Raw genomic sequence first — 25,979 nt, 5'->3', positions numbered from 1 at the left:
GTATGGATCAACCAGTGCCAACCCCTCTTAAGGATCTTAGTTTTAAAGAGGAAAACATTGAGCTTGAGCAAATTGTACGTTCGCTGGAAAGTGGTGATCTTGAGCTTGAGATTGCGCTTGAGAAATACAACAGAGGTGTAGAGCTACTTAATGATTTGCGCGAGCGCCTTGCTCAGGCGGAGCAGCGCGTACAAGTTTTGTTGGATGCCTCTGCAGCAGTTGTACCCGATACTACGGCAGCACCCTCCACAGCTTTTATCGATGAGTAGTGAACAAAACTGACGTATAACATATAAAGCTACATATGAGGAAGGTAGTGCAATGAGCGATTGTATTTTTTGCAAACTTGCTAATGGTGAGATTCCAACCACAATGGTGTATCAAAACGAGTTTGCGGCAGCTTTTAACGATGCTTCTCCTCTGGCTCCCGTGCATGTGTTGGTGGTTCCCAAAAATCACCATGACAACATGTTGGATGGAGTAGATGCTCAAACATTTATGGCTATGGTAGATTGTGTGGAGCAGGTGGTAGAACTTACGGGCATACAAAACAGTGGTTTTCGTGTGCTAACTAATGTAGGTGCAGATGCCGGTCAAACGGTCAATCACCTTCACTGGCATGTTTTGGGCGGTAAGCGTTTATCAGATAGCCTCGCTTAACGGTTTTTTAATTGACCTCGGTCAATCGTGTAGCATTTTGCACGGTTGGTCGTATTATTTAAGAGTTGTACTGTTACATAGTAAGACGGCTATTCATTAATTGTATAGGAGAATACATGAACGTCCTGGTTATCAATGCAGGTAGCTCATCACTCAAGTACCAGTTGTTGGACACCACTACACATGAGGTGTATGCAAAGGGTAACTGTGAGCGTATTGGTATTAACGATTCGTTTATTGGTCACGAAGAGCATGGTGTTAAGTCTAAGCTTGAAGTGGCACTGCCTGACCATAAAACGGCTATTCAGCACGTATTTGAGATTCTTGATCAGGCTGGTTTTGATACCAATAAGATCGAGGGTATTGGTCATCGTGTTGTTCAGGGTGGTTGGTATTTTCCTGAGTCCAAGGTGGTAACGGATGAGACCTTAGCTTGGGTTCGTGAGGTAGCTCCTTTAGCTCCTCTGCACAATTATGCAGAAGCAGATGTAATTGAAATTTGTCGTGAGATGTTCCCCTCAATTGGCAATGTTATTGTTGCGGATACTTCATTTCACTACAACATGCCTGAGAAGGCTTGGCGTTATGCGCTTCCTCGCAATGTAGTAGACAAGCTGCATATTCGTAAGTATGGCGCTCATGGCACTTCTCATCGCTTTATTTGGCGTACCGCCCACGAGGTTTTGGGCGATAAGGTTCATAAGCTGGTGAGTTGTCATCTTGGATCTGGTGCTTCTTTGGCAGCCATTGAGGATGGTCAGGTCATGGATACCACCATGGGTCTAACTCCTCTTGATGGTCTTATCATGGGCACCCGTACAGGTACGGTGGATCCTGCAACCGTATTTTATCTGCAGCGTGTTGGTGGTTACACCGTAGACGAGGTAGATACCATGATGAACAAGCAGTCTGGTTTAGCTGCTCTTTCTGCTGTTTCTTCTGACTCCCGTGATATTGAACAGGGTGCGGCTCAGGGTAATAAGAACTGCCAACTTGCGCTTGACATGTTCTACTATCGCACCTCTCAGCTTATTGCCGAGATGGCTCAGTCCATGCATGGCTTTGACACTATGGTATTCACTGCTGGCATTGGTGAGAACTCCGACATCATGCGTCTTGGTGTTGCTCAAGAGCTTGCGTGGTTGGGTGTTAAGCTGGATGATCAGGCTAACAAGATTCGCTCTGGTGAGCCTCGTGTTATTTCTACCGAGGATTCTGCTATTAAGGTACTGGTAATCCCCACCAACGAAGAGCTTATGATTGCTATGGACGTAGAGACACTCTTGGGCAAATAATCTAACAGAATTTTATATATGAAAAAACTCCCAGCAGTTCATCTGAGCTGCTGGGAGTTTTATTTAAATCATCTGATTGTGTTACTTCGTGTTATCTTTAGTGCTGGGTAACCATTGGTATGCTATGCGAGGAGTACCATCTTCAATAATGATGATGCCACACTGCGTATAGCCAAGCTTTACCAAAAGATTGCGCATGGGCGTATTAACCTCATGGGTATCTACGCGTACACTTAGACCACAACTCATAGCAAGTTGCATCAACATGCAGCCAACGCCTAGACCAGATTTACGTACTGCAATTCGGTGAACGGTCACATAAGGATCCGTATCATTGAGCCAGCTGCCATCCAAAGAGGCGTAGGTTGGCTCGGGTGTAAAGAATAAAACCATATAGCCAATCACGTTATGATTTTCATCTATACATACAACACCACGACCAGCAGCAATATCTTGGGTAATGAGCTCACGAGAAGGATACTCAGTCATCCACTGCTTATAGTTGTTGTTAGCTCGCATAATAGCGCGAGCAGCATTAATGGTGTCCATGATTTGATCTACATCAGTAGGCTGTGCTACTGCAACACTCAGCCCCTGAGGAAGTGGCTTGCTAGCGTTAAACTGAAATACCAAAGAAGTGATATCCATATAAGTAAGTCACCCTTTCTCCTTAATTGATGCAAATAGCTGCACTATTTTATACGTTCGCTTATCAATTTGTACCGAGCAGTCAAAAAATTTTTCTCCCCACTGATATATCGCAATTTGTAGTGGATAGTAGACACGTGTTTTGTACGCACGCCACGATACGACTACGAACAAGCACGAGAACTTTGATAAAAGGGGAGGATACGATTTATGGCTCGTCTGCACGTTATGGTGCAAAATGAAGCTCAAACCGTAATGGAAAGCCTACACGATGCAATTGAAAGAAGGCTTTCGGCTAGTTCTCAATCACCTTGTCCAGTTGAATTTACTAAAGCCTTTGTGCAAATGTGCGCAACGCAAAGTTGTGGCAAGTGCACACCTTGTAGAGTGGGCTTAGTTCAGCTGCAAGAGCTTATGGAAGCAGTGCTTGATGGCACTGCTGAACCCTATATGCTTGATCTTATCGAGAGGACAGCACGAACCATTTACGAGTCTGCAGATTGCGCTATTGGTTACGAAGCTGGTGACATGGCACTTAAGGCTATTACGAGTTTTAGGGAGGACTTTGAGTACCACATGAAGCATCGTGCCTGTGGTTTTTCTCAATCGCTGATGGTGCCGTGTGTGTCAAGTTGTCCTGCGGGCGTAGATATACCTGGCTACATTTCCCTTATTGAAGCTGGCCAAACTACCGAAGCAATTCGTTTAATTCGTAAGGATAATCCGCTTCCGCTGGTATGTGGATATGTGTGTGAACATCCGTGTGAGTTTGAGTGTCGGCGTGGCATGGTGGATGACCCCATGAATATTCGTGCACTTAAGCGCTTTGCGGTAGATAATCCTACACACGAGTACCGCCCACACATGGCAAAGCCTACCGGTAAGCGTATTGCAGTGGTTGGTGGTGGTCCCGCAGGATTATCCGCAGCATATTATTTGGCTGTTATGGGTCACCGTGTGGAAATTTTTGAGCAACGAGAAAACCTGGGTGGCATGTTGCGTTACGGCATTCCAAATTATCGTCTGCCTCGCGAGCGTCTCGACTCAGAAATTCAGTGGATTTTGGATTGTGGTATTACCACGCATTTAAATACCCGTGTGGATGATATTGTGGCGCTTAAACGTGATTTTGATGCCGTTTATATGGCTATTGGTGCACATACTGATAAAAAATTGGGACTTGAAGGAGAAGATGCAGTAGGTGTCTTGTCTGCTGTTGAGATGCTTCGCTTGGTGGGAGACGGTACCATCCCTGATTTTAGTCAGGAGCGGGTGTGTGTTATTGGTGGTGGTAATGTGGCCATGGACGTGGCTCGTTCTGCTATTCGCTGTGGCGCTCAAAAGGTCACCATCGTGTATCGCCGCCGTACACAAGACATGACAGCCCAGGATGAAGAAATTGAAGGAGCCGCTGCGGAAGGATGTGAGATTTTAGACTTGCACGCACCGCTTCGTATTGTAGCTCCAAAGGGATATGTAGAAGGCTTGGCGGTTCAGCCACAAATTATTGGTGCACCACGTCGCGGCCGTCCAGCGCCACGTGCTGCACATTTGCCTGAGCGCATTATTGAGTGTGAGCGTGTAGTGGTTGCTATTGGTCAAGAGATTGACTCTACTGATTTTGCTAATCAAGGTATTCCTACCAAATGGGATCGTATTGTGGCACAAGAAGATGGCTCCATTACCGGTTTTCCTGGAGTCTATGCGGGTGGTGATTGTGAGTCTGGTCCCGCAACAGTTATCCGTGCTATTAATGCGGGTAAAGTGGCTGCAGCAAATATAGATCATTACCTCGGATTTTCTCATATTATCGATAAACATAATGTAGAGATGCCTCCTGTTAAATTTAAGGGTAAAACCCTGTGTGCTCGTTGTGAGGAGACATCACGCGAAGCAAATGTACGAAAGCATGATTGGGATTTGGTGGAAATTGGTCTAACCGAGCAAGAGGCCATGCAAGAAGCATCACGCTGCTTGCGTTGTGATCATTTTGGCTTTGGTGCTTTTAGGGGTGGAAGGAACATGCAGTGGTAACGCTTACTATCGATAACATTCAGGTAACGGTACCCGAGCAAACTTCCATCTTGGATGCCGCCCGCATGGCTGGTATTTATATTCCCACCCTGTGTTATCTCAAGGATCTCAACGAGATTGGTGCTTGTCGTGTGTGCATTGTGGAGATCGAAGGCATTGATCAGTTAGTGGCTTCGTGCAATAACTACGTCTTAGATGGCATGGTGGTGCATACCAACAGTAAGAAGGTGCGAGAAGCCCGTCGTATGAACGTAGAATTGTTGCTGTCTACGCACAACTCTTCTTGTACCAGCTGCGTGCGTTCCCGTAATTGTTCATTGCAAAACGTGTCTAATGACCTAGGTATTTACTATCAGGATTTTCCCAATACTCATGTGCCTTTTACACCTTGGAATAAAGACTATCCGCTTATTCGAGATAACAGCAAGTGTATTGGTTGTTATCGCTGTATTCAGGTATGCGATAAGGTTCAAAACTCCCATGTGTGGAGTATGACCAGCCGTACACATCATGCAGTAGTGGATGTGGTAGGAGGTAAGGACTTTAGCGAGGCCGATTGTACTTTGTGCGGTCAGTGCGTGGTGAATTGTCCCACTGGCGCTTTACGTGAACGCGATGATACCGAGCGTGTGTGGGATGCACTATCAGATCCAGATACCTGCTGTGTTGTCCAAATTGCGCCATCTATTCGTACTGCTTGGGGTGAAGAATTTGGTATAGAGCCAGCCGATGCAAACTTATCACAGCTTGTGGCAGCCTTACGAAAGCTTGGTTTTGATTATGTAATTAATACGGACTTCTCGGCAGATTTGACCATTATGGAGGAATCGGCTGAGTTGCTAGAGCATCTGCCTCAGTCTCAAAACGGTGGTCTGCCCTTGTTTACTTCATGCTGTCCCGGTTGGATGCGATATGCCAAGGCTCATTACCCCCAGCTTGTGGACTATATTTCTACATGCAAGTCTCCACAACAAATGATGGGTGCCGTAGTTAAATCTTACTTTGCGCAGCAGATTGGTGTAGAGCCTTCAAGTGTGTTTAGTGTGTCAGTTATGCCGTGCATTGCGAAGAAGTCCGAGGCAAAGATTCCGGATATGTGCAATGCGGATGAGCTGCGTGATGTAGATGTGGTGTTGACCACACGTGAATTGGTGCGCATGATTCGTGCAAACCACATTGCCGTGCATGACCTCTTGCCGTCTGAGTTTGATAACCCTCTGGGAGAGGGTACGGGTGCGGGAGTAATTTTTGGTGCCACAGGCGGCGTTATGGAGGCGGCATTGCGCACGGCCTATCACTGTGTTAATGGCGTTAATGCGCCGGACGATATTTTTATAGAAGTTCGAGGTTCTCATCCTTGGCGCGAGGCGTCCTATGTTTTGGGAGAAACAACTGTCCGGGTAGCTGCAGTTTCTGGACTTGCTCACGTTCAACAGCTTTGTGATGCTATTTTGGCTGGCGAGAAACACTTTGATTTTGTAGAGGTTATGGCATGTCCTGGAGGCTGTGTTAATGGCGGTGGCCAACCCATTCACGAAGGATATTCTTTGGTGCCAGCACGTAGTAAGAAGCTGTACCGTACCGATGCGAGTATGATGCGGCGCAACTCTCATGACAATCCTGCCATCAAGCAGATTTATAGCGAGTTTTTGGGCGAACCTTTATCTCATACGAGTGAGGAGTTTTTACATACTAATCATCACAGTTGGACTATGGCAGCAAGCCTGTAGTATATGCAACTTCATCTGTGTGTACCAAGACTCGGCAGTACACACATAAGAATCCCCGAACGCTTGATTAATAGCAAACGTTCGGGGTTTTCTTGCTCGCCATATAAGTAATAAGCAGCTGTATGTATTGCGTTATGGAAGCACAGAGCTGCTGTAAAAACTATTTTGCCATATGGGCTTGAGCGGCGGTAATAGCTACAACACCCACAATGTCTTCTGCGGAGCAACCACGGGATAAATCATTAACGGGCTTTGCAATACCCTGCAGGATGGGGCCGTACGCTTCGGCATCCGCAAAGCGTTGAACCAACTTGTAGCCAATATTGCCAGCTTCTAGGGTGGGGAAGACTAAAATGTTTGCCTTACCAGCAACCTTAGACTCAGGTGCTTTGAGCTGAGCTACACTTGGTACTAAAGCGGCATCAAGCTGCAAATCTCCATCAGCAGCAAGTTCGGGATAAGCCTGTTTAACAATAGAAGTAGCCTCTTGGACCTTCTTTGCAGTCTCGCCACCAGCGGAACCCATGGTGGAGTACGAAAGCAGAGCTACGCGAGGTTCATCGGACATGAATGTCTTCCAAGAGCTTGCAGAAGCTGCTGCAATTTCGGCTAGTTCGTTGGCAGTAGGAGCAATGTTAAGACCACAGTCTGCAAACAATATCGTGCCATTTTCACCAAAGGTATTTTTGTTAGTGCACATAATAAAGAATGCCGAGACAAGCTTAGTGCCAGGAGCAGTTTTAAGGATTTGCAAAGCGGGACGCAGAGTGTCTGCTGTTGAGTGACAAGCACCAGAAACTAAACCGTCAGCGTCACCCATCTTGACCATCATAGTGCCAAAATAGGTTGCATCATTAATCTGGGCACGTGCCTGCTCAATGGTTACACCTTTTTTTGCGCGCAGCTCAGCAAATTTTTGTGCATATGCTTCGTGCTTCTCAGAGGTAACAGGATTAATTACGGTAACGCCATCGATGTTTATTTCGTCAGGGTTGCCAAGGATTACAAGGTTGGCTATACCCTCATCCACAATCATGCGAGCAGCTGCCAAGGTGCGTGGGTCTTCACCCTCGGGCAAAACGATAGTTTTTTTGTTTGCTCTAGCTGCGTCTTTCATGCGATTTAAAAAATCACTCATGCAAAATCCTCCCAAAATCTCCTCTGTAATCGTGCAAACGAGCGATGGTGCGATTATGCACAACCAACGGACGTTTTGCGCGATGTATCCCCATTATAGACACACGTGATAAAATCGACCATACGACCGAGATGTGGGATTGACCTACACTCGCTTTTTTTGAGCCTGCGGGCCAGGTGGCCTAGGGAAGGATAAACATGAATTGTGAGTATGGATTACCTGCTAACTTTAATGCTGATACATACGATGTTTTGGTCGTAGGCGCTGGTTATGCTGGAGCTACCTGCGCTCGTAGGTTGGCCGAGGCATGTGGATACAAAGTAGCTGTTATCGAGCGTCGAGATCACATTGCAGGCAATGCGTATGACTACGAAGATGCTGCTGGCGTTTTAGTTCATAAGTATGGTCCTCACATCTATCATACGTTTAACGATCGCGTCCATCAGTTCCTTTCTCGCTTTACCGAGTGGACGGATTACGAGCATAAGGTTTTAGCAAACATTAATGGTACGCTCATGCCTGTTCCTTTTAACCACACTTCACTTAAACTTGCTTTTGGTGACGAGAAGGGCGAGCGTTTGTATCAAAAGCTCGTTGCTACGTTTGGTGAGAATAAAAAGGTTCCTATCATGGAACTGCGTGATAAAAATGATGAAGAGCTGGCTGAGGTTGCAGATTACGTTTACGAGAACGTTTTTCTCTACTACACCATGAAGCAGTGGGGCAAGACACCCGATCAGATTGATAAGTCTATTACGGGTCGTGTACCTATTTTTGTAGGTGACGATGATCGTTATTTCCCTCAGGCTCCACATCAAGGTATGCCTGCTCAGGGTTACACCAAGATGTTTGAACACATGTTGGACCATGACCTTATCGATGTGTTTCTTAACGTTGATGTGCGTGATATTCTTAGCGTTACCGAGACAAACGTGGTAGTTCGTGAGCGTCCTTACGGAGGCGAGGTTATTTATACCGGTCCTCTCGATGAGCTGTTTGATCTAGATTTGGGCGGTCTTCCTTACCGCACTTTGGACATGCAGTTTGAGACTTTGGATACAGACCAGTTCCAGCCTGTTGGTACGGTTAACTACACTACTTCTGAAGATTTTACACGCATTACTGAGTTTAAAAATATGACTGGTCAGGTTGTTCCTGGCAAGACCACCATTATGCGTGAGTACTCCAAGGAGTTTGAGCCCGGCAGTGGTGAGACACCATATTATGCAATTTTGCAGGATGATACTCGCGCGCTGTATGAGCAGTATCGTGATCGCGTTCGCGGTTTGGTAAACTTCCATCCCGCAGGTCGTTTGGCAGAGTATCGCTATTACGACATGGATGGCGTATGTGCATCTGCTCTTAATCTGTGTGACGAGATTATTGCCCAGCGCGCATAAGGTAGTTTGATGTCTGCAAGTCAAAACAAAGTTATTACCTTTGGCATTCCGTGTTACAACTCGGAAGACTATATGGATAGATGTATTCTGTCGATTTTGGAAGGTTCCAATTTCGCAGAGGACATTCATATTTGTATTGTTGATGATGGTTCTACCAAAGATCGTACATCCGAGGTGGCGGATACATGGGCAGCACGCTATCCCAACATTATTACGGCTGTCCATCAGCCTAATGGTGGTCACGGTATGGCTGTTCTTGCTGCGCTTAATCATGCGCAAGGCAAGTACTTTAAGATTATCGATTCTGATGACTGGGTAGAGGCTTCGGCTCTACAGGCGCTTCTTACTCAACTTCGTCGTTTTATAGATATGGATGAGCGAGTAGACCTGGTTATCACTAACTACGTGTTTGAGCATGTGGTAGACGGCAAGCAAAATATTGTGGACTTTAAGTATGCTTTGCCGCGCAATCGTGTTATTGGCTGGAAAAATATTGGTCACTTCATGATGACGCAAAATTTGCTCATGCATTCGTTGTGTTATCGCACAGATGTGCTGCTGGATGGTGGCCTTCCTATGCCAGCACACACCTTCTATGTAGACAACATTTATGCCTACGTTCCTCTTCCACGTTGCAAAACTTTGTATTATCTGGACGTTGATTTATATCGTTATTTTATTGGTCGTGATGATCAGTCCATTAACGAGAGCGTAGCTATTTCTCGTATCAATCAGCAGCTTGCTGTTACGCGCATTATGATGCATGCCTATCACCTGTATGATGATATTGAAATCGCCAAGTTACGTAGCTATATGTGCAATCACTTTACGCTCATGATGGCTGTTTGTTCGGTATATTCACGCATGTCAGATAAGCCAGATGCTATGGAAAATTGCCAAGCCTTATGGGATGAGCTTAAAGCCTACGATGATCGTATGTATAGGCGAGCGCGCCGCGGTGTTGTTGGTTTTGCTACCAATCTCCCTACTAAGGCTGGCATTAAGACCACCATTTATATTTATCGCGTAGCTCAAAAGCTTTACAAATTTAACTAATGAGCAAAGACGCTTTGTTGTCTTTGCTCATGCGTACATGTCTAAAATTTTAGGATAACTTTAGATGCAGGAGTTTTGCTCTACCTAAATCATCACATATCTTCATGGCTATTCGAGTATAAAGACCCGTTCTTTTCCCAATGAGTTTTCTTGCTGCCGTAAAAAAGGGTCGGTGTTCAAGTAATGTGACACCTGCTTTTTTGGCAAATTCTTCATTGTTCTCCACAAAGAAATACATCATGGCAGAGGTATTGCCAGTTTTCTTTACATATTTTTGTGCGTATCGAATCCCCGCTTTATTGGTTGCATCAAAGATGAGTTCTGCTTCTGTAAATACCTCACGCACCTTTTTAATAAAGGCGAGCACCTCTGTCTCATGAAAATACTGAAACACACCAGAGACAATGAGTAGGGTAGGTAGAGTTTGGTCTTCTACATGCTTTGCCCATTGTAAATCAAACAGATTGCCAGCAATAAGTTTTTCGTTTCTCTGCTCCCCAAGGATTGTTCTTCTTGTTTCTATGACCTCTGGTAAATCTATTTCATAGAATAGTGCTGTTTTGTTACCAATGCGATCATACGCTGTTTCTAATCCACAACCAAGATTAACAATATTGCATGTTGGATGGGCGGTAATAAAGTTTTTTGTCATCTCATCCAAATTGTAATAACGCGCTACCGATGCAATCATGGAGTACTCTGAAGAATTCTTTTTGATACTATCATCTGGTAGCAGAGATGATAACTCCAAAGCTTTGGAGTCGTAAAAATACTCTGGAAATCGTTGAGACATATATATTCTTGCAGTAAGAGGAATAAATAGGGTGTCTGCTACTCCTTTGAATGTATTCATTTTGTGCACCACACCTTCTCTTTTTAAAAATACTATGTACGTGCCCGTTCTTTTAAATCACAAGCCGCTGTAAAACCGTAAGCAGTTTTAGCTTGTGTTACTGCATCTACAATTGCTTGTTCTAGTGCCTTGGTTGCAAGCGCCCCGCATACATCTACCGAGACCTCTACTTGTCCCGTTGCCATGACAAAGATAGTGTCACCATCATTGGTAGTATGTGTTGGTCTAATAGCATGAGCATAGGCATCTGCAGACATCTGAGCTACTTTAGTGGCTTGAGCCTTGGTAAGTTTTGCGTTGGTTACTACACAAGAAATGGTGGTGTTGGTGCGCGACAAAGGCATCTGTGCTGCCATAGTAACCAGCAAGTCTGTGGTACTTGCGATACATGAGGGATTACGTTCATCTAAAACGCCTGCTACTGGCATATTAGTCACAGGGTCTACAATATCGCCGCAAGCATTTACTGCAGCTACAGCTCCGCAGATAAGATTGCCACTTACCTGGATATTCTCGCCAAGACCTCCCTTCATAGCACGAGAAGGTCCAGCAAGCTTGCCAACAGTTGCGCCGGTACCAGCGCCAACATTTCCGCGCTGAAGGCAAGAGTTGTTATCCAATGCTTCTGCTACCGCCGCTACACCGTTTGTAAGGGTTGGACGAATAGAAGGATTGCCGCACGCAAGGTCAAAAATGCAGGCTCCACTTACAATGGGAACAATACCAACGCCTACATTCAGTCCGATGCCACGCTTTTCTAGTTCGTTTGCTACGCCAGACATGCACTCCAGACCATAGGCGCTGCCGCCAGAAAGAACAATGCTGTGTAGGACATCCACCGTTTCCTCTGGGCGGAGCAGGTCTGTTTCACGAGTGGCAGGGGCGCCACCGCGGACGTCTACACCACCAGTAGCTCCCTCGGGGCAAATGATAACCGTGCAACCTGTAGCGGCTTTTTCATTGGTGTAATTGGCGGCATAAATACCTGGAATTTGAGTGATAGAAGTAAGATTCATGAATCCTCCGTTTAGTGTACATGTTGCTCAAGAGTGTGAATTTCTCGCATAAGTCGTGCAACAGGAAGTCCTACAATGGTAAAAAAATCACCATCGATTTTTTGTACCAGTACGCGGCCATAGCCTTGGATGCCATAGGCACCAGCCTTGTCCAATGGTTCACCCGTAGCAACATAGCATTCAATTTCTTGTGTACTCAGAGTATAAAATGTTACTTTACTGGTTTCGATAAAGCCTTTCTGTGCCGCAATAGATCCCGAAGTATCAAGTTTCAGAAGGTATACACCAGTAGAGACGTAATGCGTTTTGCCAGACAGCTGTCTGAGCATATGGGCAGCATCATCCGGACAAGATGGTTTGCCTAGGCTAATATTGTTAAACCATACGGTAGTATCTGCGGCTAGCACTATTTGATTGGCAAGAGCGGTAGAGTTGAGTTCATGATGTGCAGTTTCTAAGCAGGCAAGTGCTTTTTGCTTTGCTAAACGAGCCACAAGAGCAGTGGGTTTCTCGTCTGGAAGAGGAGTCTCATCAATATTGGTGGGCAGCACAGTTGGATTGATATTCAACTCCTGTAAAAGCTGTAAGCGGCGGGGAGAAGCAGAGGCCAAGATCACAAGAAATCCCTTCAAAGGCATGGCTGCGTATGTTTTTTTCTTAACGATACCATGTTCGTACATAGTGCTGGAAATATACGCTGCGTGAGTATAATAGTTTGACAAAACATACTTTACTAAAGGCTATTATAGCCGTGCAGCTAAGGCGCGAGTGTTAATCATATAGAAGGGAAGTTATGGTAGAGAAAAAAACTCCGGTAAAGATTATTTTGCTTACCGGTTATTTAGGCGCTGGTAAAACCACAATGCTCAACCACATTTTGGCTAACACAGAGGGTATTCGTGCGGCGGTTATCGTTAATGATATTGGTGAGGTTAACGTAGACGCTAATTTGATTGCAGATGGAGGTCTATCTCAGACCGACGAACTTATTCCTATGACCAATGGTTGTTTGTGCTGTACTCTATCTGATGATTTGGAGCGTCAGCTATCCGATATTGCTAACAGCGGTAAGTTTGACTACATCGTGATTGAAGCTTCTGGCATTTGTGAGCCCATTCCTATTGCATATACTATCAGCGCTTTTTGCGACCGCACTAAATGGGGCGGCGATTATGCGCCCATGGATCTTGATAATATTGTGGCTGTGGTGGACTGCGCCCGCATGTATGACGAGTTTAATGGTGGTAAATCTTTACTTTCCGAGAATATCGATGAAGATGATCTTGAAGCTTTGCTCATTCAGCAGATTGAGTTTTGCTCCACTTTGGTACTTAACAAGACAGATCTAGTTTCTGCATCTCAACGAGCTGAACTTAAGAGCTTGGTACAAAGCCTGCAAAAAGACGCTGTTATTATTGAAGCTCAAAATAGCAAGGTGCCTTTGAGTGACCTGCTTAATACGGGTCGTTTTAACTTTAATGAGGCATACAATTCTGCTGCTTGGATGCATGCTATGGAACACCCAGAGGAGCACGAAGATCCAGAAGTGTTGGAGTATGGTATCTCCACCTTTGTATATCGCCGCCGCCAGCCCTTTAATGTGGATGCCTTTAATGAGGTGCTACGTAAATGGGATGATTTGGGCATAATTCGCTGTAAAGGTATGCTTTGGGCTTCTCAAGATCCTGATATGTGCTTTGTATTTGAGCAGGCAGGTCGCCAAGTAACATTGAGCGAGAATGGCTTGTTTGTGGCAAGTGCTCCTGCTGAGCAACAAAAACAATTAATTGCTCAAAATCCAGAGATAATGAATGAGTGGGACGATACAACTGGTGATCGTCAGACTAAGCTATGCTTTATTGGTCGCGGTATGGATCAGGTTCGTGTTGAAGCCGAGCTTGATCGCTGTCTTGAAGAATGGGAAGACTTAGACGATATTGAGTTTTAGTCTTTGAAAGAAAGTTGCAAAAAAGATGCCCTCGCATGGTGTGAGGGCATCTTTCGCTACCGTTTTTAAAGTGTAACTGCAAGATTAGTTATTCTTACGCTTACGGTCTACGGCTACTAAGCTCAGAGCAATACCAGCAATACCCATAGCAGATGCTACAGCTACATTGGTATTATCGCTCGTCTTGGGAAGATGACCAGCATTCTTCTTGCTAGGCTTAGCTGCATTGGTGGTTTGTGAGCTTGCCTTTACCACTGTGAACTTGGAACGTGCTTTACCATCATTGGAAATAATATCCAAGGTGTGCTCGCCAGCAGCCAAGGTCTTGGTGTAAGAACCCTTAAGGGTTACATCAGTAGAGCCGGACTTTGCAGTGTAGTTAGAAGGATCAACAACCGTATCATCTACACGAACCTCAACAAACTTATTAAAATCTGCCTCGGATACAAAGTTAGCGTCTTTACCTTGTGTTACCTGGGTAGGAGCCTTCTCCATCTTGTACTGGGCCTCAACGGTAACAGTTACTGTATCGGAAGTAGTTTTCTTGCCAGAAACAGTGTTAGTTACTATGGCGTAGTACTCGGTGGCGCCAGTCTTGGAGGTGTCAACCTTGACGGTGTCCGCGTCAGCTACCTTTGCACCTGTGGTCTTGTTAAACCACTCAATGCTCATAAACTGATCGCTACCCTTAACGCTGTCAGGAATGTTGGCTTCTACCTTGAGCTCTACAGTCTCATCAACCTTAACGGTTGTGGAGTCAGAGATGCTGGTAATAGCAGGGGCAACTGCTACGGTTGCGTAGTATATAGGCACCTTGGTGTCATTGGTATTTGCATCCCAATCGCTCGGAACAAAGGCAGAAGACTTGTCACCCTTAAGCCAGGTGCGCATTTCGGTGAGCAAACCATAGGTCTTAGCATAAGCCTGCGCGCTTGCCTGTTTATGGGCAGCATTTGCAAATGCAGTACGCTCAGCTGCAGGGGTTGCTTGCATTACGGCATCAACAACGTTCTGCTGGGCAATGAGCTGCTTCTGAAGTGCATCAAGATACATACGAACGGGCTTAGCTAAGTCAGCGCGGTTGTTGTACGCCAAGGTATTGATATCCATAATGACGTAATCTAAAGAGCCGTTCTCGTTAGAAGCATCCATTGCTGCTGCTACAGAGTCATTGCGCTCAGAGCCACCCGTGTGCTCATCCGTAAACTTGTCAAGCGTAGGATAGATATTGGTGTCAATCTCGCTGAGAAGTGCAGAGTAGCTAGGTACAAACAGACCAAACTCTACGCGAGACAGGTTTTCCCACTGGATGGTAGCAATATCGGCAGACATGCCCTGACGAATCTGGAACATGTGACCTTCGACGTTGCGGTTGTTACCAATGGAGTAAAAGCCATTGTTGGTGTTTGCATCAAAACCAGTGCCCTGACCACGAGCGCACAAAGCTTTCATGGAGTCCATGAGGGTAACGCCAGTCTTGCCAGGGGTAAAGAGTAGTTGGGTGTCATGAACCTTGGTCACACCCTGGGTGCCCATAACATAGTTATCCTTGGACAACATATCGCCAAAATGAGCATGACCTTGGGCATAACGTGTGTACTGTCCCGTGCCAGAGTTTGGATTGCCATAAGATGTAGCAACATCAAGCTGTTTCTTCTCAGCATCAAAGTAAGTGGCGGTACCAGCATCCTTTGCAGTCTTTTCAAGATTAGCGGAGTGAATGCAGACATTTTCATCGTTGAGGTCTACTTTAAACTTAAGGTTGCCCATGTTGGGATTAACAGAAACCTGATCAGGAGCAGCTACCGTCAGGTTAACTGCACACCACTGGTGACCAGAAAGCTGCATAAATACCCAGGTCTCGGAGTTATCCGTGATAATAATCTGGTTGCAGTCATAGTTGCCATGTGCATCTATGATGGAGCCAAGCAGTTTTACACCTTCGCGTGCATTGCTAGAGCAGCCCAGCAAAACATCGGTAACGGTATATTCGCCAATACCACTTGGATTATTTTGATCTTCGCTGCCGCAAGGATCGGCTGCCTTCATAGCACCATTGTAATCGGTGGTAAGGGTTGCAGAAACACTTACGCCTACATCATTGGTGCCTGCCTCAGAATAGGCATCGTGGCGACCGCCCCAGTCACCAGCAAGGTCACGCACATAGGTGTGACGGTGTGTGGTGCCGGTGTAAGTCCAACTAAAGTTGGATTCATCAGAGGTGAACGTTGGATTAGTTCGAGGCTCTTGAATGCCAAAAACCTTGCCGTGACGAGGATTGTAGTCCTCGGTACGGCCAACATAGACATTGCCACTATCTGTGACTTTAGGTCCAACGTACACCTGAGTGCAAGCCAGTGCATCGATGGGGAGCGCCATCAAAACAGCTGCGCCAAGCGTTACGGCTTTGCCAGCGGTTTTGAGAAGCGAATACCCTTTCTTTGTCGCTATCATGCTTCTCCTTTACGTACGAATCTATCAGCCTACATACTGCAGGCATATTACCTTCTCCATATTATTTGTTACGTGTATGTTTCTAGCTGGCAAAAAGGCAGGAAGCCTATATTTACGGTAAGTGGCCGTGTGGGAATATATATTCAATAAAGTCTTGACTTTAAGTCATAAAATTGGATGAACAAATGAAACAGTATTGCAATGATGCATCGCAGCATATTTTAGTCACTGGTTTCGAGCCATTTGGTGGCGAGAACATCAATCCAGCATGGATGGCTGTGGAACAGCTTCCATCGCATATTTCTGGTGCATTGGTATCAAAGCTACAAATTCCTGTTGTGTTTGACATCGCGTTTCAGCAGGTGGAAGCTGCTGTTGCTCGCTTACAACCCGATATTGTGGTTTGTGTTGGACAGGCTGCAGGTCGAGCTGCCATTACTCCGGAATTTGTAGCCATCAATTATGCACAAGCACGCATTCCCGATAACGCCGGAATACAGCCTAAAGAGAAAACGTTGGTTGCAGATGGCCCTGCTGCTTATTTTGCAACATTGCCTGTGCAAGCCATGGTTGTTGCCATGCAACAGGCTTCAGTTCCTGCAACGGTTTCTTATACAGCAGGTACATACGTTTGTAATGAAGTGATGTATCGTCTTCTGCACTTATTGGCTACTAAGCACCCTGATACGCAAGGAACTTTTATTCATGTTCCCTACGCTACACAGCAGGTAGCTTCACTACCGGTGCCTACTCCAAGCATGTCAGTGGACACCATGACTTTTGGCTTAACCGTTGCACTGGAGACTGCAATAACATACAAACGTTTACAGTAAGATTGCGCTAGCGATAAGAAGTATGCAGCCTATTAGTACCACATAGTCAAGAGTGGTAAGAGGGTAGTGCCTGTAGGAGTTTTGTACGGTACGTAGATAAAATCCTCGCTGTTCGGCAGCTAGGGCAGTATCATCTGTTTTTCTCACAGAGCTTACCAGTAATGGAATAATAACGGGCATCTTAAGCTGCATCTTTTTGAGCGGATTTTTGGTGTCAAACTGCACACCTCGCGCAGTTTGCGCTTCCATAATAGCGGTCATTTCTTTAGAAAAAATGGGAATAAAGCGCAGTGCCGTGGTAAAGGTAAATGCGTAACGGTACGGAATATGCAGCAGTTCAACGCTGGCATTAGCAAGATCATTAGGACGTGTGACCATAAGCATAAGCACCAGCGGAAGTGCAATTCCAATGAGCCGCAACGCCACCAATACGCCTGTGGTAAGACCAGTATTAGTTACCCAAGCTATAAGACGAGTTCCATCTTGGATAAAAAAAGTTTGAAACGCAAGCATGATAAGGGCAAGTGGGATAAGCATATAGAGTAACGTACCTAGTTTACGAGCAACTTTTGCGCATGCCGCAAGAATAAAGCTCAAGCCTAATAGTGCAATGAGCATGGCAAAAGAATGGGCAACAAGCGTTGCAGCAATGATGCAGGTGGCTAGCACAAGCTTGGTAACAGGGTTAAGCTGGTGTAAAAAGCTGGTTCCAGGCGTATAGTCAATCAAATTATTCATGGCGTATCATTTCACTTGTAGTTGCTACAAACTGTTCTACTTGGGTTAGTCCTCTATATTGCGGATAGCCTGTTTCTACAAGCTGTGTGGCAAGCGCAATAGTTTGAGGTGGCTGTACAAACGCTTTTTTCATGAGTTGTTGGTCGGTGCATGCTTTGTCCAGTGAGGTATCAGCTAGTAGATATCCGTCTGCCATTACAAGTACACGATCAGCAAAGTCCAGTACCACTTCCATGTCATGACAGACCATGAGCACTGCAGTTTTGTTATGAGTAAGCTCCTTGATTGCCTGCATAACAGTCATGCATTCACGATAATCCAAGCCACTTGTTGGTTCATCTAAAATGACAAGCTTAGGTTCCAACACCACAACGCTAGCTAAAGCAACCATTTGACGTTGTCCGCGTGAAAGCTGGAAATGCGATGCCTGTGCGGGGAGTTTAAATTTGTCTAATATTTTTTGTGCACGGGTCCGAGCACTTGTCTGATCACAGCCATGAATTTCAAGAGTGAAGCTTACCTCGTCAAGTACTGTGTTTTTAAATAACTGATGATCTGGGTTTTGAAACAGAGTAGCTACCGACGCAGCAAGCGTGCTGGTTGGTGTGGTGCGCGTATCCATTCCTGCAATACATACACTTCCTGTTTTAGGATGCAGAAGTCCGTTCATCAATTTAGTAAGGGTAGTTTTACCAGCGCCATTTTGACCAATAACAGCTAGCGTTTCTCCTTCACGCAAATCAAAGCTAAGGTTGTGAATAGAGGCGCCGTTTGCATACGAGAATCCCAAGTTGCAAACGCGTGCAACAACGTTGTTTGAGCTGTAGGAAGCTGGGTTTGTATAAGTTTTCTCGACAGGGGCTATTAATTGCTGTGTTGGAGATGCTGATGTGAGTAGTGTGCAAATCTGATTGCACGCCTCCGAGGGTGTAATACTGGGTTGCGGTTTATCTAAAAGGCCTGCAGCATACAAACTGTTTGAAATTCTGGTCACACGAGGGGTGTCTACTCCAATAGTTCGTAGCTCGCTGCTGTGTTGTAATACTTTGCGTGGAGTGCCATCAAGTGCAATACGGCCGTGTTCCATCACAAGCATGCGTGAGCAGTATTGAGAAAGTAGTGCCACTTTTTGCTCTATCACTACAACGGTAATACCATGGTTTTGCGATAAGTTTTTGAGCAGGTCAAAGATGGTTTGAGAAGAGCGGGGATCGAGTGCAGCGGTTGGTTCATCAAGAACTAAGATTTGAGGCTGCAGTGCCAAAATGGCTGCTAAGGCAAGCTTTTGTTTTTGGCCGCCGGATAGCGTTGCAATGTCTCGGTAACGAAAGTCATTCATATTTGTTGTAGTGAGTGCATCTTCTAGGCGCTTTTCGATGAGAGTATGGGGAACACCAAAGTTTTCCAGACCAAATAGAATCTCATCTTCTACGACAGAGGCAACCATTTGAGAGTCTATATCTTGCAGTACGCTTCCTACATGCTTGGAAATGTCCGTGAGGTTTATGGTGCAACTGTCTTGACCATTGATAAAAGCAGTTCCATAGAACATCCCCTGTGTATGATGGGGGATTGCTCCAGAAAGCACCGCTGCAAGAGTAGACTTGCCTGCACCAGAAGGGCCAATAATACCTACAAATTCACCTTGATGAATATCTAAATTTATTACGTCAAGTGCAAATTTCTGTGTCATCGCGTCATTTGTATGAGATGTATAAGAAAAACTTACGTCCTCAAGACGAATAACTGATTGTGTAGTCATATCTATCCAATCTTTAGGGCGTCAACAATAGGCTTGTGCAGACTTTGTACAAGTACTGCATTAAAAACGGCTGTCAGAATAATTACAGGTGTCATGGCAGCAACAAGTTGAGAAGCGGCGCCAATCATAGCAATCTTAATAACCATAAAAATGAGACCAGAAATCGTAGTAGTAATTACCGTACTAATAAAAGGAAGTGCTCTTTTGTAGGGAAGTTTATTTCCAATACGAACCATGAGCGCCATAAGCACAGCGGCAATACCTTCAGCAGCAAAGTCAATAAATGGTGACGTCGTGGTAATTTGAATGACTGCAGCAGAAATGAGACCAATAATAAAGGCTTGGCGTACGCGTGGTTTCACAATCAAAATAGTGATACAAAATGCTGAAATGATAAATTCGGGACTAATCATACCGCCCGAAATGCTCGAGATAGCCTTACCAACAGTAAAATTTAAGATAAACCCTGCAGCAAGAAGAATGGCAAGTAAGATAAGCGAACGGATCTCAAGCTCATCGGTTTTCTCGACCGCTAACACGCGCGGTTGTTGATCTGGTCTAGGCATATGCGTTCTTCTTTCTAACTGCGCTGGATGCTTGTTGGATACTAATGTTCTGCTTGGTTCACCTCGAGTTAATAAAAAACTCCCGGTCTCCCGGGAGTTTCTCAAATGCTACGTATAGTGCATGCAGAAGACTCACGATCGACCATTCGCTATAAGCATGTACCACCACCAGTTGTTGGAAACAAACTGTACTGCGGAGCAGGTCATCGTGCGCCTCCTTTGATTTTCTCAAAAAATGTTTTAATTGCTAAGAACTGTACGCGTCCTATTGCAGTTATGCAAGCTTTAATTTTGTATAGTAACAAAATTAATTTGTCGTAACGCCTCGTAAAGAACTATCGCTGCTGCGTTAGATAGATTAAGTGCACTGACGTGATACTCTTCGGGATTAATAAAGTTACCGCAGATATCTTGAGCAAGAAGTGCTTCATGTGTGCGCGGCGTTCCTTCCCAAGTCAGAGCTGTATTTTTATCGCTCCAATCAGCACCATTTACCAAAGCTTCATCATCGGTAAGCATGGGAATACGCTCACACTCCAAAGCATGTTGAGCGAGCAAATGCTCAGGTAGTCCAGAGCTTTCTTTGCCAAAGATAATAAAATCTCCGTCACAATACGAACCTTCAACGTAAGTTTTACGAGCTTTTTTAGTTAAGAAGTGCAGTTGCGGTACGGTGACATTTGCATTATTGCGCATACAGTCAACTTCAGTGTCTGAGGAGGGAATATTTTGGGTTATAAATTCATCCCAATTATCATAAACTCGCACATCAAGACTTTGCCAATATGCCATGCCAGCACGCTTGAGACTTTTATCATCTAACGAGAATCCTAGTGGCTTAATAAGGTGTAGACGTGTTCCTGTTACTACGCACGTTCGACCAATGTTGCCAGTATTTGCAGGAATTTCGGGTTCTACAAGCACAACGTTAAGCATGAACTTTAACCTTACCTAAATGTTTTCCTATACCATCTATATCTCTTATCTAACTCTTAGGTAACTTTAATCGAGTAGAAAATCTTTATTATGCATTTTCTTTAAGCTCATTCATAGCGTTAAGCTTTATTTTTCACCCTCGACAATATAGTGACGGTTTCTACATGGAAGGTTTGAGGGAATAAATCAACAGGAGTAATTCGCACTGGTTTAAAATTGCCGTCTGCAGCAAATCGAGCTAAATCACGTGCTAAGGTTGCTGGATCGCATGAGACATATGCAATAGCACGAGCAGGTTGTTTACCGAGAAGATCTACAACCTCTGGAGCTAATCCCGCACGGGGTGGATCTACTACGATAATATCCGCCTCATCTTCTGGAAATTTACGTGCGGCATCACCGCCAGCAGCATCAATGTTGTCCAGCTTGGCTTTCTCTATATTGCGATGTAAATCTTTAACAGCAGGTCCATAGCTTTCTACTGCATACACAAAAGAACACACACGAGCTAGAGGCAGCGTAAATGTTCCTGCACCGCTATATAAGTCCATAGCAACGTCATGAGCTTGTGGCTTAAGTCCCTCAAGCACTAGTTCAACTAAACGTTCAGCGCCTTTAGTGTTTACTTGAAAAAAAGAAGGTGCCGAAATATACATAGTTTCATTACCGATTTTCTCGGTCCAATAACCTTTGCCGCTCAAACGTTCTACTCCAGCAATCTTACGAGCTTTTGTGGGTCCTTTACTCATTACCCGAACCACGCTCGTAAGTTTGGCTGCATCGTTAAGGACACGAGCAGCTTGAGCACGGGGGAATGGTCCTGGTTCAGTCCAAAGAGCGACTTCTACATCCTTGGTACGTTTGGAGGCGCGAATACCTATGCGCATAAAAGACAAGTTATGGGAGTTGGATAAATACGAGAGAGCACCAGAAATTGATTTAGGAAGTTTGGATAATGGCTTTGGTAATAACATAGTTTGCTCGAGTTTTATAAGTTCATTGGTATTAAAAGCGCGCACGCCAAGACGCGCGCGGCCAGCTGTGCGTTCAAAACCGAGTTCTAGTTTGTTGCGATATTCCCATTCATAAGAAGGGGAGTTGCATACATCTACAAGGTCCTCTACATAAAAAGGGTCAAAATGACCAATGCGAACGAGCGAATCTACAACGTTGGTACGTTTGGCTATGAGTTGCTGCTCATATGATATTTGAGCCCACGGACATCCACTTGCAAGCTCAGTAGTAGAGCAAGCAGCATCGCGATGATAGGGGCCAGTTTTTAGAATCTTTGTAGCCTGCGCTTTACTAAAGGTTTTATTGCTGGCAGTTATGCGCGCTTCGACTGTATCCCCAACAACCGCACCACTTACGAAGATAGTTTTACCGTTGGTATCATGCGCAATCGCATCTGTGCCATATGTCATACGCTCAATTTTGAGTGTGAGATTTTCTGCCATAACAAATCAATCTGTTTGAATGTTCAATAAAAATTATGTTTTTCAAAATTATTTTATTGCAAATTCATCAATTTAAAATTGCAGTTTGGTTATACAACAAATAAATAATTCGTGTACAAATTATTCTAATACGCAAATATAAAAGTATATTCTGACACATGACAAATGAGTACTAGCCTAGCTTTATAAGCTGGTACTTCCGCACGTTAGAGCGCAAATTGTTATAGGTGAGTCAAAAATTTAAAATATTAATATCCGACAAGTGGAATTTATTACATAAAATACCCAACATCTTGCATATTATGAAATATTTAAAAAATGCAAGAAAAATAAAATTACAAGAAAAAATTTACAAATAGAACAAAGTAAAGTTCTGTAAAAATAATAAAAGTCCAGTTAATCACCTAGTTTATGATGGATATATGGTCAGTTTATGAGTAGTTGAGTATTTCAAGACCGTTAACAGTCACAAATATACCGTTCAGAATTTTACGTTGCATTATTGGATAACGGATGTATATTGATAACCGTAAATCCACGGGCGCGGTGCACAAGTGTGCCGCAATGCCGTGTTGGTAGTAGTGCATGCATTAAGCATGCAAAGTCCAGATACGTCGCAGGGATGCGACATGAAAGGAGGAGGGACAATGGCTAACGGACTCTACGTCCACAGCGAGATTGGCTCTCTGAAGAAGGTTTGCCTTCACCGCCCTGGCGAGGAGCTTCTCAATCTTCCCCCCGATGAGCTTGGTCGTCTTTTGTTTGACGATGTACCTTTCCTTGAGGTAGCTCAGGCTGAGCATGATAAATTTGCTGAGCTTCTTCAGGAGGCAGGTGCTGAGGTTGTATACCTCGAGAAGTTGACTGCTGAGGCGCTTGATGCTGCTGGCTCCCGTGAGGAGTTCACCAATCAGTGGCTCGACGAGTCTGGTCTTCATGGCGCAACTGCTCGCAAGGCTGTTAAGGAGTTCATGGACTCTATTACCGATACCCAGACCTTCGTAGAGAAGACCATTGCTGGTATCCGTAAGAACGAGATTGATCTTCCTGCTAACTCCACCGCTCTTCTTGATGAGATTATCGGTCACGACGCTGATGGCGAGTCTGACCTTCTTATTGACCCAATGCCTAACACCTACTTCACTCGCGATCCTTTCGCAATTGTAGGTAAGGGTGTTAACCTCAACCGTATGTACTCCGTAACTCGTAACCGCGAGACCCTTTTTGGTAAGTACATCTTCCGTGATCACCCTGAGTACAACGATGCTCCTTTGTGGTTCCGTCGTGACTCTGCAGCTCACACTGAGGGCGGCGACGTTCTTAACATCAACGCTCATACCTTGGCTGTTGGTATTTCTCAGCGCACCCAAGCTGCTGCTATCGACATCATGGCTCAGAACATGTTCTGGGAGAAGGGTGACGAGTGCGAGATTGACACCATCTATGCATTCGACATTCCTGCAACTCGTGCATTCATGCACCTCGATACCGTATTCACTCAGATCGATGTTGACAAGTTCACCATTCACCCTGCAATCATGGGTACCTTGCGTGTATTCAAGCTTACCAAGGGTGCTACCCAGGGCGAAGTCAAGATTGAAGAGATGAACGATACCCTCGAGCACATCCTTGCAATGGCTATGGGTCTTGACGCTGTTAAGCTCATTCCTTGTGGTGGTGGCGACCCTGTTGCAGCTGCTCGTGAGCAGTGGAACGACGGCTCCAACACCCTTTGCGTTGCTCCTGGTAAGATTTGCGTATATCAGCGCAACTCCGTTACTAACGACGTACTGTACAAAGAGGGCCTTGACCTTCTCGTTGTACCTTCCGCAGAGCTTTCCCGCGGTCGTGGTGGCCCACGCTGCATGAGCATGCCTTTTGTACGTGAGGATCTCTAAGTTTATAGAGTTCTAAAGCTTAGTCCGGAGATGAGTTAAGCTCACCTCCGGACTAGTACTGTCTAAATCGGCACCACCCGGGGAAGCCCGGTTACTGTTTTTCTATTTGAAAGGATCGTATCCATGGGTGTAAGCCTTTCTGGTCGTAGCTTCCTTAAGCTGCTTGACTTCTCCACTGAGGAGATTAACTACTTGCTCGACCTTTCTGCAGAGTTCAAGCGTATGAAGATGGCTGGTGTTCCTCACCGTTATCTTGAGGGCAAGAATGTTGCCCTTATTTTTGAGAAGACCTCTACCCGCACTCGCTGCGCATTTGAGGTTGGCGCTTATGATCTTGGCATGGGCGTAACATATCTTGAGCCCAGTGGTTCTCAGATGGGCCACAAGGAGTCCGTAGAGGATACCGCTCGTGTACTTGGCCGTATGTATGACGGTATTGAGTACCGTGGTTTTGATCAGGACGTAGTTCAGGAGCTGGCTGACAAGGCTGGTGTGCCTGTATGGAACGGTCTGACTGACGATTTCCACCCAACGCAGATGCTTGCTGACATCCTTACCGTTAAAGAGAACTTCAACAATGACATCAAGGGTAAGACCCTCGTATTCATGGGTGATGCTCGCAACAACGTTGCTAACTCTTTGATGGTTGTTTGCGCTAAGCTTGGCATGAACTTTGTTGCTTGTGGTCCTCAGGAGAACATGCCTACAGAGGATCTTGTAGCAACCTGCCGTGAGATTGCTGCTCAGAATGGTTCTACCATTACGCTTACTTCTGATGTTGCTGAGGGCGTAAAGGGTGCTCACGTTATTTATACTGACATTTGGGTATCCATGGGTGAGCCTGACGAGCTTTACAAGCAGCGCATTCCTCTGATGGAGCCTTATCGTGTAACCTCTGAGGTTATGGCTATGGCTGCCGATGACGCCATCTTCATGCACTGCTTGCCTTCCTTCCACGACACCAACACCAAGAAGGGTGCTGTTGTTGCTGAGAAGTTTGGTATTACCGAGATGGAGGTTACCGACGAGGTATTCGAATCTCCTGCATCTAAGGTATTTGCTGAGGCAGAGAATCGCATGCACACCATTAAGGCTGTAATGTACGCAACCCTTAAGTAGTGCATTGTTGGTAAAGCACATACACCTCCCCGATTTTTCGGGGAGGTTTTTTCTGGCCTTAACCAGATACATTATTTTATGTAATGTCAAGCGGTTTTCTACTAGTGGTTTTTCGTGTTTATGCAATAAATATGTTAATAATAGCAAATTTATTCATCAAATATCTTTTTAGGTATGTTATCAGTGATTTTTAAAAAAATACCTGTAGTTGTGGAATAAGGGGAGTGTACTGGCAATACGCCAGTAAATGGCTTTTATTTTTGAACTACATTTTTTTAAAAAAATCAAGCTTGTCGCAAAAACTACGTTCACCGACTATTGAATAACGGTCAGATATATCTTGTCCATTTTTGCACTGAATCTGCAAAAATCAGTATGTCAGTGATAGGCACCGTTTGAGTTGCCCTATTGTTCGTTGTTGCTTATGTTTCTCACGAA

22 protein-coding genes are annotated in these 25,979 nt (G+C 45.1%); 11 read left to right on the top strand and 11 right to left on the bottom strand.

The features are described from left to right. Positions 1 to 2: 2 nt before the first annotated feature. From xseB to G469_RS0106350, 3 genes are all read left to right on the top strand, one after another. Entirely contained in the window at positions 3 to 269 is a 267-nt protein-coding gene (gene xseB / locus G469_RS0106360) for an exodeoxyribonuclease VII small subunit (RefSeq protein WP_028264345.1), read from the top strand. 52 nt (positions 270 to 321) lie between these two features. Beyond that, positions 322 to 660: an HIT domain-containing protein gene (locus tag G469_RS0106355; RefSeq protein ID WP_028264344.1), complete on the top strand. Its 339-nt coding sequence runs from the start codon at positions 322 to 324 to the stop codon at positions 658 to 660. A gap of 116 nt (positions 661 to 776) precedes the next feature. Then, positions 777 to 1,955, top strand: a complete 1,179-nt coding sequence (locus G469_RS0106350; protein ID WP_028264343.1) for an acetate/propionate family kinase — start codon at positions 777 to 779, stop codon at positions 1,953 to 1,955. Between the two features lie 81 nt (positions 1,956 to 2,036). Here G469_RS0106350 and G469_RS0106345 read toward each other — a convergent pair whose 3' ends face one another. Continuing rightward, positions 2,037 to 2,603: a GNAT family N-acetyltransferase gene (locus G469_RS0106345; protein WP_051353806.1), complete on the bottom strand. Its 567-nt coding sequence runs from the start codon at positions 2,601 to 2,603 to the stop codon at positions 2,037 to 2,039. Between the two features lie 210 nt (positions 2,604 to 2,813). On the opposite strand from G469_RS0106345, the gene G469_RS0106340 reads away from it, so the two are divergent. Next, positions 2,814 to 4,637 carry an NAD(P)-binding protein gene (locus tag G469_RS0106340; RefSeq protein WP_028264341.1) on the top strand — a complete coding sequence of 608 codons (1,824 nt, stop codon included), beginning with the start codon at positions 2,814 to 2,816 and terminating at the stop codon, positions 4,635 to 4,637. Next, on the top strand, positions 4,631 to 6,367 hold the full coding sequence (locus G469_RS0106335; RefSeq protein ID WP_028264340.1) for a 2Fe-2S iron-sulfur cluster binding domain-containing protein: 1,737 nt from the start codon (positions 4,631 to 4,633) through the stop codon (positions 6,365 to 6,367). Before G469_RS0106340 ends, G469_RS0106335 begins: the two co-directional genes overlap by 7 nt. Before the next feature lie 160 nt (positions 6,368 to 6,527). On the opposite strand, the gene pta is transcribed toward G469_RS0106335, so the two are convergent. Then, positions 6,528 to 7,505 carry a phosphate acetyltransferase gene (gene pta / locus G469_RS0106330; protein ID WP_028264339.1) on the bottom strand — a complete coding sequence of 326 codons (978 nt, stop codon included), beginning with the start codon at positions 7,503 to 7,505 and terminating at the stop codon, positions 6,528 to 6,530. A gap of 197 nt (positions 7,506 to 7,702) precedes the next feature. Between pta and glf the strand changes: the two genes are divergently transcribed. Continuing rightward, positions 7,703 to 8,905: a UDP-galactopyranose mutase gene (gene glf, locus G469_RS0106325; RefSeq protein ID WP_028264338.1), complete on the top strand. Its 1,203-nt coding sequence runs from the start codon at positions 7,703 to 7,705 to the stop codon at positions 8,903 to 8,905. A 9-nt stretch (positions 8,906 to 8,914) separates the two neighbouring features. Next, positions 8,915 to 9,961, top strand: a complete 1,047-nt coding sequence (locus G469_RS0106320; RefSeq protein ID WP_028264337.1) for a glycosyltransferase family 2 protein — start codon at positions 8,915 to 8,917, stop codon at positions 9,959 to 9,961. Positions 9,962 to 10,010: 49 nt separating this feature from the next. Here the strand turns inward: G469_RS0106320 and G469_RS0106315 are convergent, their stop codons facing one another. Genes G469_RS0106315 through G469_RS0106305 form a run of 3 tightly spaced genes read right to left on the bottom strand, consistent with a single transcriptional unit; the run spans position 10,011 to position 12,447 of the window. Next, positions 10,011 to 10,814, bottom strand: a complete 804-nt coding sequence (locus tag G469_RS0106315) for a class I SAM-dependent methyltransferase (protein WP_028264336.1) — start codon at positions 10,812 to 10,814, stop codon at positions 10,011 to 10,013. Between the two features lie 32 nt (positions 10,815 to 10,846). After that, on the bottom strand, positions 10,847 to 11,830 hold the full coding sequence (locus G469_RS0106310; protein WP_051353805.1) for a P1 family peptidase: 984 nt from the start codon (positions 11,828 to 11,830) through the stop codon (positions 10,847 to 10,849). Between the two features lie 11 nt (positions 11,831 to 11,841). After that, positions 11,842 to 12,447, bottom strand: coding sequence for a Maf family protein (locus tag G469_RS0106305; RefSeq protein ID WP_028264334.1), 606 nt, complete (start codon positions 12,445 to 12,447; stop codon positions 11,842 to 11,844). 176 nt (positions 12,448 to 12,623) lie between these two features. On the opposite strand from G469_RS0106305, the gene G469_RS0106300 reads away from it, so the two are divergent. Beyond that, a complete protein-coding gene (locus tag G469_RS0106300; protein ID WP_028264333.1) occupies positions 12,624 to 13,778 on the top strand; it encodes a CobW family GTP-binding protein in 1,155 nt (384 codons plus the stop codon). 84 nt (positions 13,779 to 13,862) lie between these two features. Here G469_RS0106300 and G469_RS0106295 read toward each other — a convergent pair whose 3' ends face one another. After that, a complete protein-coding gene (locus G469_RS0106295) occupies positions 13,863 to 16,232 on the bottom strand; it encodes a C69 family dipeptidase (protein ID WP_028264332.1) in 2,370 nt (789 codons plus the stop codon). A 185-nt stretch (positions 16,233 to 16,417) separates the two neighbouring features. On the opposite strand from G469_RS0106295, the gene pcp reads away from it, so the two are divergent. Then, entirely contained in the window at positions 16,418 to 17,065 is a 648-nt protein-coding gene (pcp, locus tag G469_RS0106290; RefSeq protein WP_028264331.1) for a pyroglutamyl-peptidase I, read from the top strand. Here pcp and G469_RS0106285 read toward each other — a convergent pair. The 5 genes from G469_RS0106285 to rlmD all read right to left on the bottom strand — a co-directional run bounded on the left by G469_RS0106285 (position 17,057) and on the right by rlmD (position 22,524). After that, positions 17,057 to 17,803, bottom strand: coding sequence for an energy-coupling factor transporter transmembrane component T family protein (locus G469_RS0106285; RefSeq protein ID WP_028264330.1), 747 nt, complete (start codon positions 17,801 to 17,803; stop codon positions 17,057 to 17,059). The two genes, pcp and G469_RS0106285, sit on opposite strands and share 9 nt — an antisense overlap. Continuing rightward, entirely contained in the window at positions 17,796 to 19,565 is a 1,770-nt protein-coding gene (locus G469_RS0106280; protein WP_028264329.1) for an ABC transporter ATP-binding protein, read from the bottom strand. Before G469_RS0106280 ends, G469_RS0106285 begins: the two co-directional genes overlap by 8 nt. Before the next feature lie 2 nt (positions 19,566 to 19,567). Next, on the bottom strand, positions 19,568 to 20,131 hold the full coding sequence (locus tag G469_RS0106275; protein WP_028264328.1) for a hypothetical protein: 564 nt from the start codon (positions 20,129 to 20,131) through the stop codon (positions 19,568 to 19,570). 285 nt (positions 20,132 to 20,416) lie between these two features. Continuing rightward, positions 20,417 to 21,067, bottom strand: a complete 651-nt coding sequence (locus G469_RS0106270) for a tRNA (cytidine(34)-2'-O)-methyltransferase (protein ID WP_028264327.1) — start codon at positions 21,065 to 21,067, stop codon at positions 20,417 to 20,419. Between the two features lie 119 nt (positions 21,068 to 21,186). Further along, positions 21,187 to 22,524, bottom strand: a complete 1,338-nt coding sequence (gene rlmD, locus G469_RS0106265; RefSeq protein ID WP_028264326.1) for a 23S rRNA (uracil(1939)-C(5))-methyltransferase RlmD — start codon at positions 22,522 to 22,524, stop codon at positions 21,187 to 21,189. Positions 22,525 to 23,171: 647 nt separating this feature from the next. Here rlmD and G469_RS0106260 point away from each other — a divergent pair. Then, complete coding sequence (locus G469_RS0106260) at positions 23,172 to 24,422, top strand: arginine deiminase (RefSeq protein ID WP_028264325.1); 1,251 nt, start codon at positions 23,172 to 23,174, stop codon at positions 24,420 to 24,422. A 123-nt stretch (positions 24,423 to 24,545) separates the two neighbouring features. Then, complete coding sequence (gene argF, locus G469_RS0106255; RefSeq protein ID WP_028264324.1) at positions 24,546 to 25,541, top strand: ornithine carbamoyltransferase; 996 nt, start codon at positions 24,546 to 24,548, stop codon at positions 25,539 to 25,541. Positions 25,542 to 25,979 lie beyond the last annotated feature (438 nt).

The organism is Atopobium fossor DSM 15642, assembly GCF_000483125.1.
In the GTDB taxonomy this organism is placed as follows: Bacteria; Actinomycetota; Coriobacteriia; order Coriobacteriales; family Atopobiaceae; genus Atopobium; species Atopobium fossor.
This window is presented reverse-complemented; position numbering and strand designations above follow the sequence as displayed.

Bases quoted from the DNA above. Each gene is read 5' to 3' on its own strand.
- xseB (WP_028264345.1), top strand. From the start codon at position 3: ATGGATCAACCAGTGCCAACCCCTCTTAAGGATCTTAGTTTTAAAGAG.
- G469_RS0106355 (WP_028264344.1), top strand. From the start codon at position 322: ATGAGCGATTGTATTTTTTGCAAACTTGCTAATGGTGAGATTCCAACC.
- G469_RS0106350 (WP_028264343.1), top strand. From the start codon at position 777: ATGAACGTCCTGGTTATCAATGCAGGTAGCTCATCACTCAAGTACCAG.
- G469_RS0106345 (WP_051353806.1), bottom strand. From the start codon at position 2,603: ATGGATATCACTTCTTTGGTATTTCAGTTTAACGCTAGCAAGCCACTT.
- G469_RS0106340 (WP_028264341.1), top strand. From the start codon at position 2,814: ATGGCTCGTCTGCACGTTATGGTGCAAAATGAAGCTCAAACCGTAATG.
- pta (WP_028264339.1), bottom strand. From the start codon at position 7,505: ATGAGTGATTTTTTAAATCGCATGAAAGACGCAGCTAGAGCAAACAAA.
- glf (WP_028264338.1), top strand. From the start codon at position 7,703: ATGAATTGTGAGTATGGATTACCTGCTAACTTTAATGCTGATACATAC.
- G469_RS0106320 (WP_028264337.1), top strand. From the start codon at position 8,915: ATGTCTGCAAGTCAAAACAAAGTTATTACCTTTGGCATTCCGTGTTAC.
- G469_RS0106315 (WP_028264336.1), bottom strand. From the start codon at position 10,814: ATGAATACATTCAAAGGAGTAGCAGACACCCTATTTATTCCTCTTACT.
- G469_RS0106310 (WP_051353805.1), bottom strand. From the start codon at position 11,830: ATGAATCTTACTTCTATCACTCAAATTCCAGGTATTTATGCCGCCAAT.
- G469_RS0106300 (WP_028264333.1), top strand. From the start codon at position 12,624: ATGGTAGAGAAAAAAACTCCGGTAAAGATTATTTTGCTTACCGGTTAT.
- G469_RS0106295 (WP_028264332.1), bottom strand. From the start codon at position 16,232: ATGATAGCGACAAAGAAAGGGTATTCGCTTCTCAAAACCGCTGGCAAA.
- pcp (WP_028264331.1), top strand. From the start codon at position 16,418: ATGAAACAGTATTGCAATGATGCATCGCAGCATATTTTAGTCACTGGT.
- G469_RS0106285 (WP_028264330.1), bottom strand. From the start codon at position 17,803: ATGAATAATTTGATTGACTATACGCCTGGAACCAGCTTTTTACACCAG.
- G469_RS0106280 (WP_028264329.1), bottom strand. From the start codon at position 19,565: ATGACTACACAATCAGTTATTCGTCTTGAGGACGTAAGTTTTTCTTAT.
- G469_RS0106275 (WP_028264328.1), bottom strand. From the start codon at position 20,131: ATGCCTAGACCAGATCAACAACCGCGCGTGTTAGCGGTCGAGAAAACC.
- G469_RS0106270 (WP_028264327.1), bottom strand. From the start codon at position 21,067: ATGCTTAACGTTGTGCTTGTAGAACCCGAAATTCCTGCAAATACTGGC.
- rlmD (WP_028264326.1), bottom strand. From the start codon at position 22,524: ATGGCAGAAAATCTCACACTCAAAATTGAGCGTATGACATATGGCACA.
- G469_RS0106260 (WP_028264325.1), top strand. From the start codon at position 23,172: ATGGCTAACGGACTCTACGTCCACAGCGAGATTGGCTCTCTGAAGAAG.
- argF (WP_028264324.1), top strand. From the start codon at position 24,546: ATGGGTGTAAGCCTTTCTGGTCGTAGCTTCCTTAAGCTGCTTGACTTC.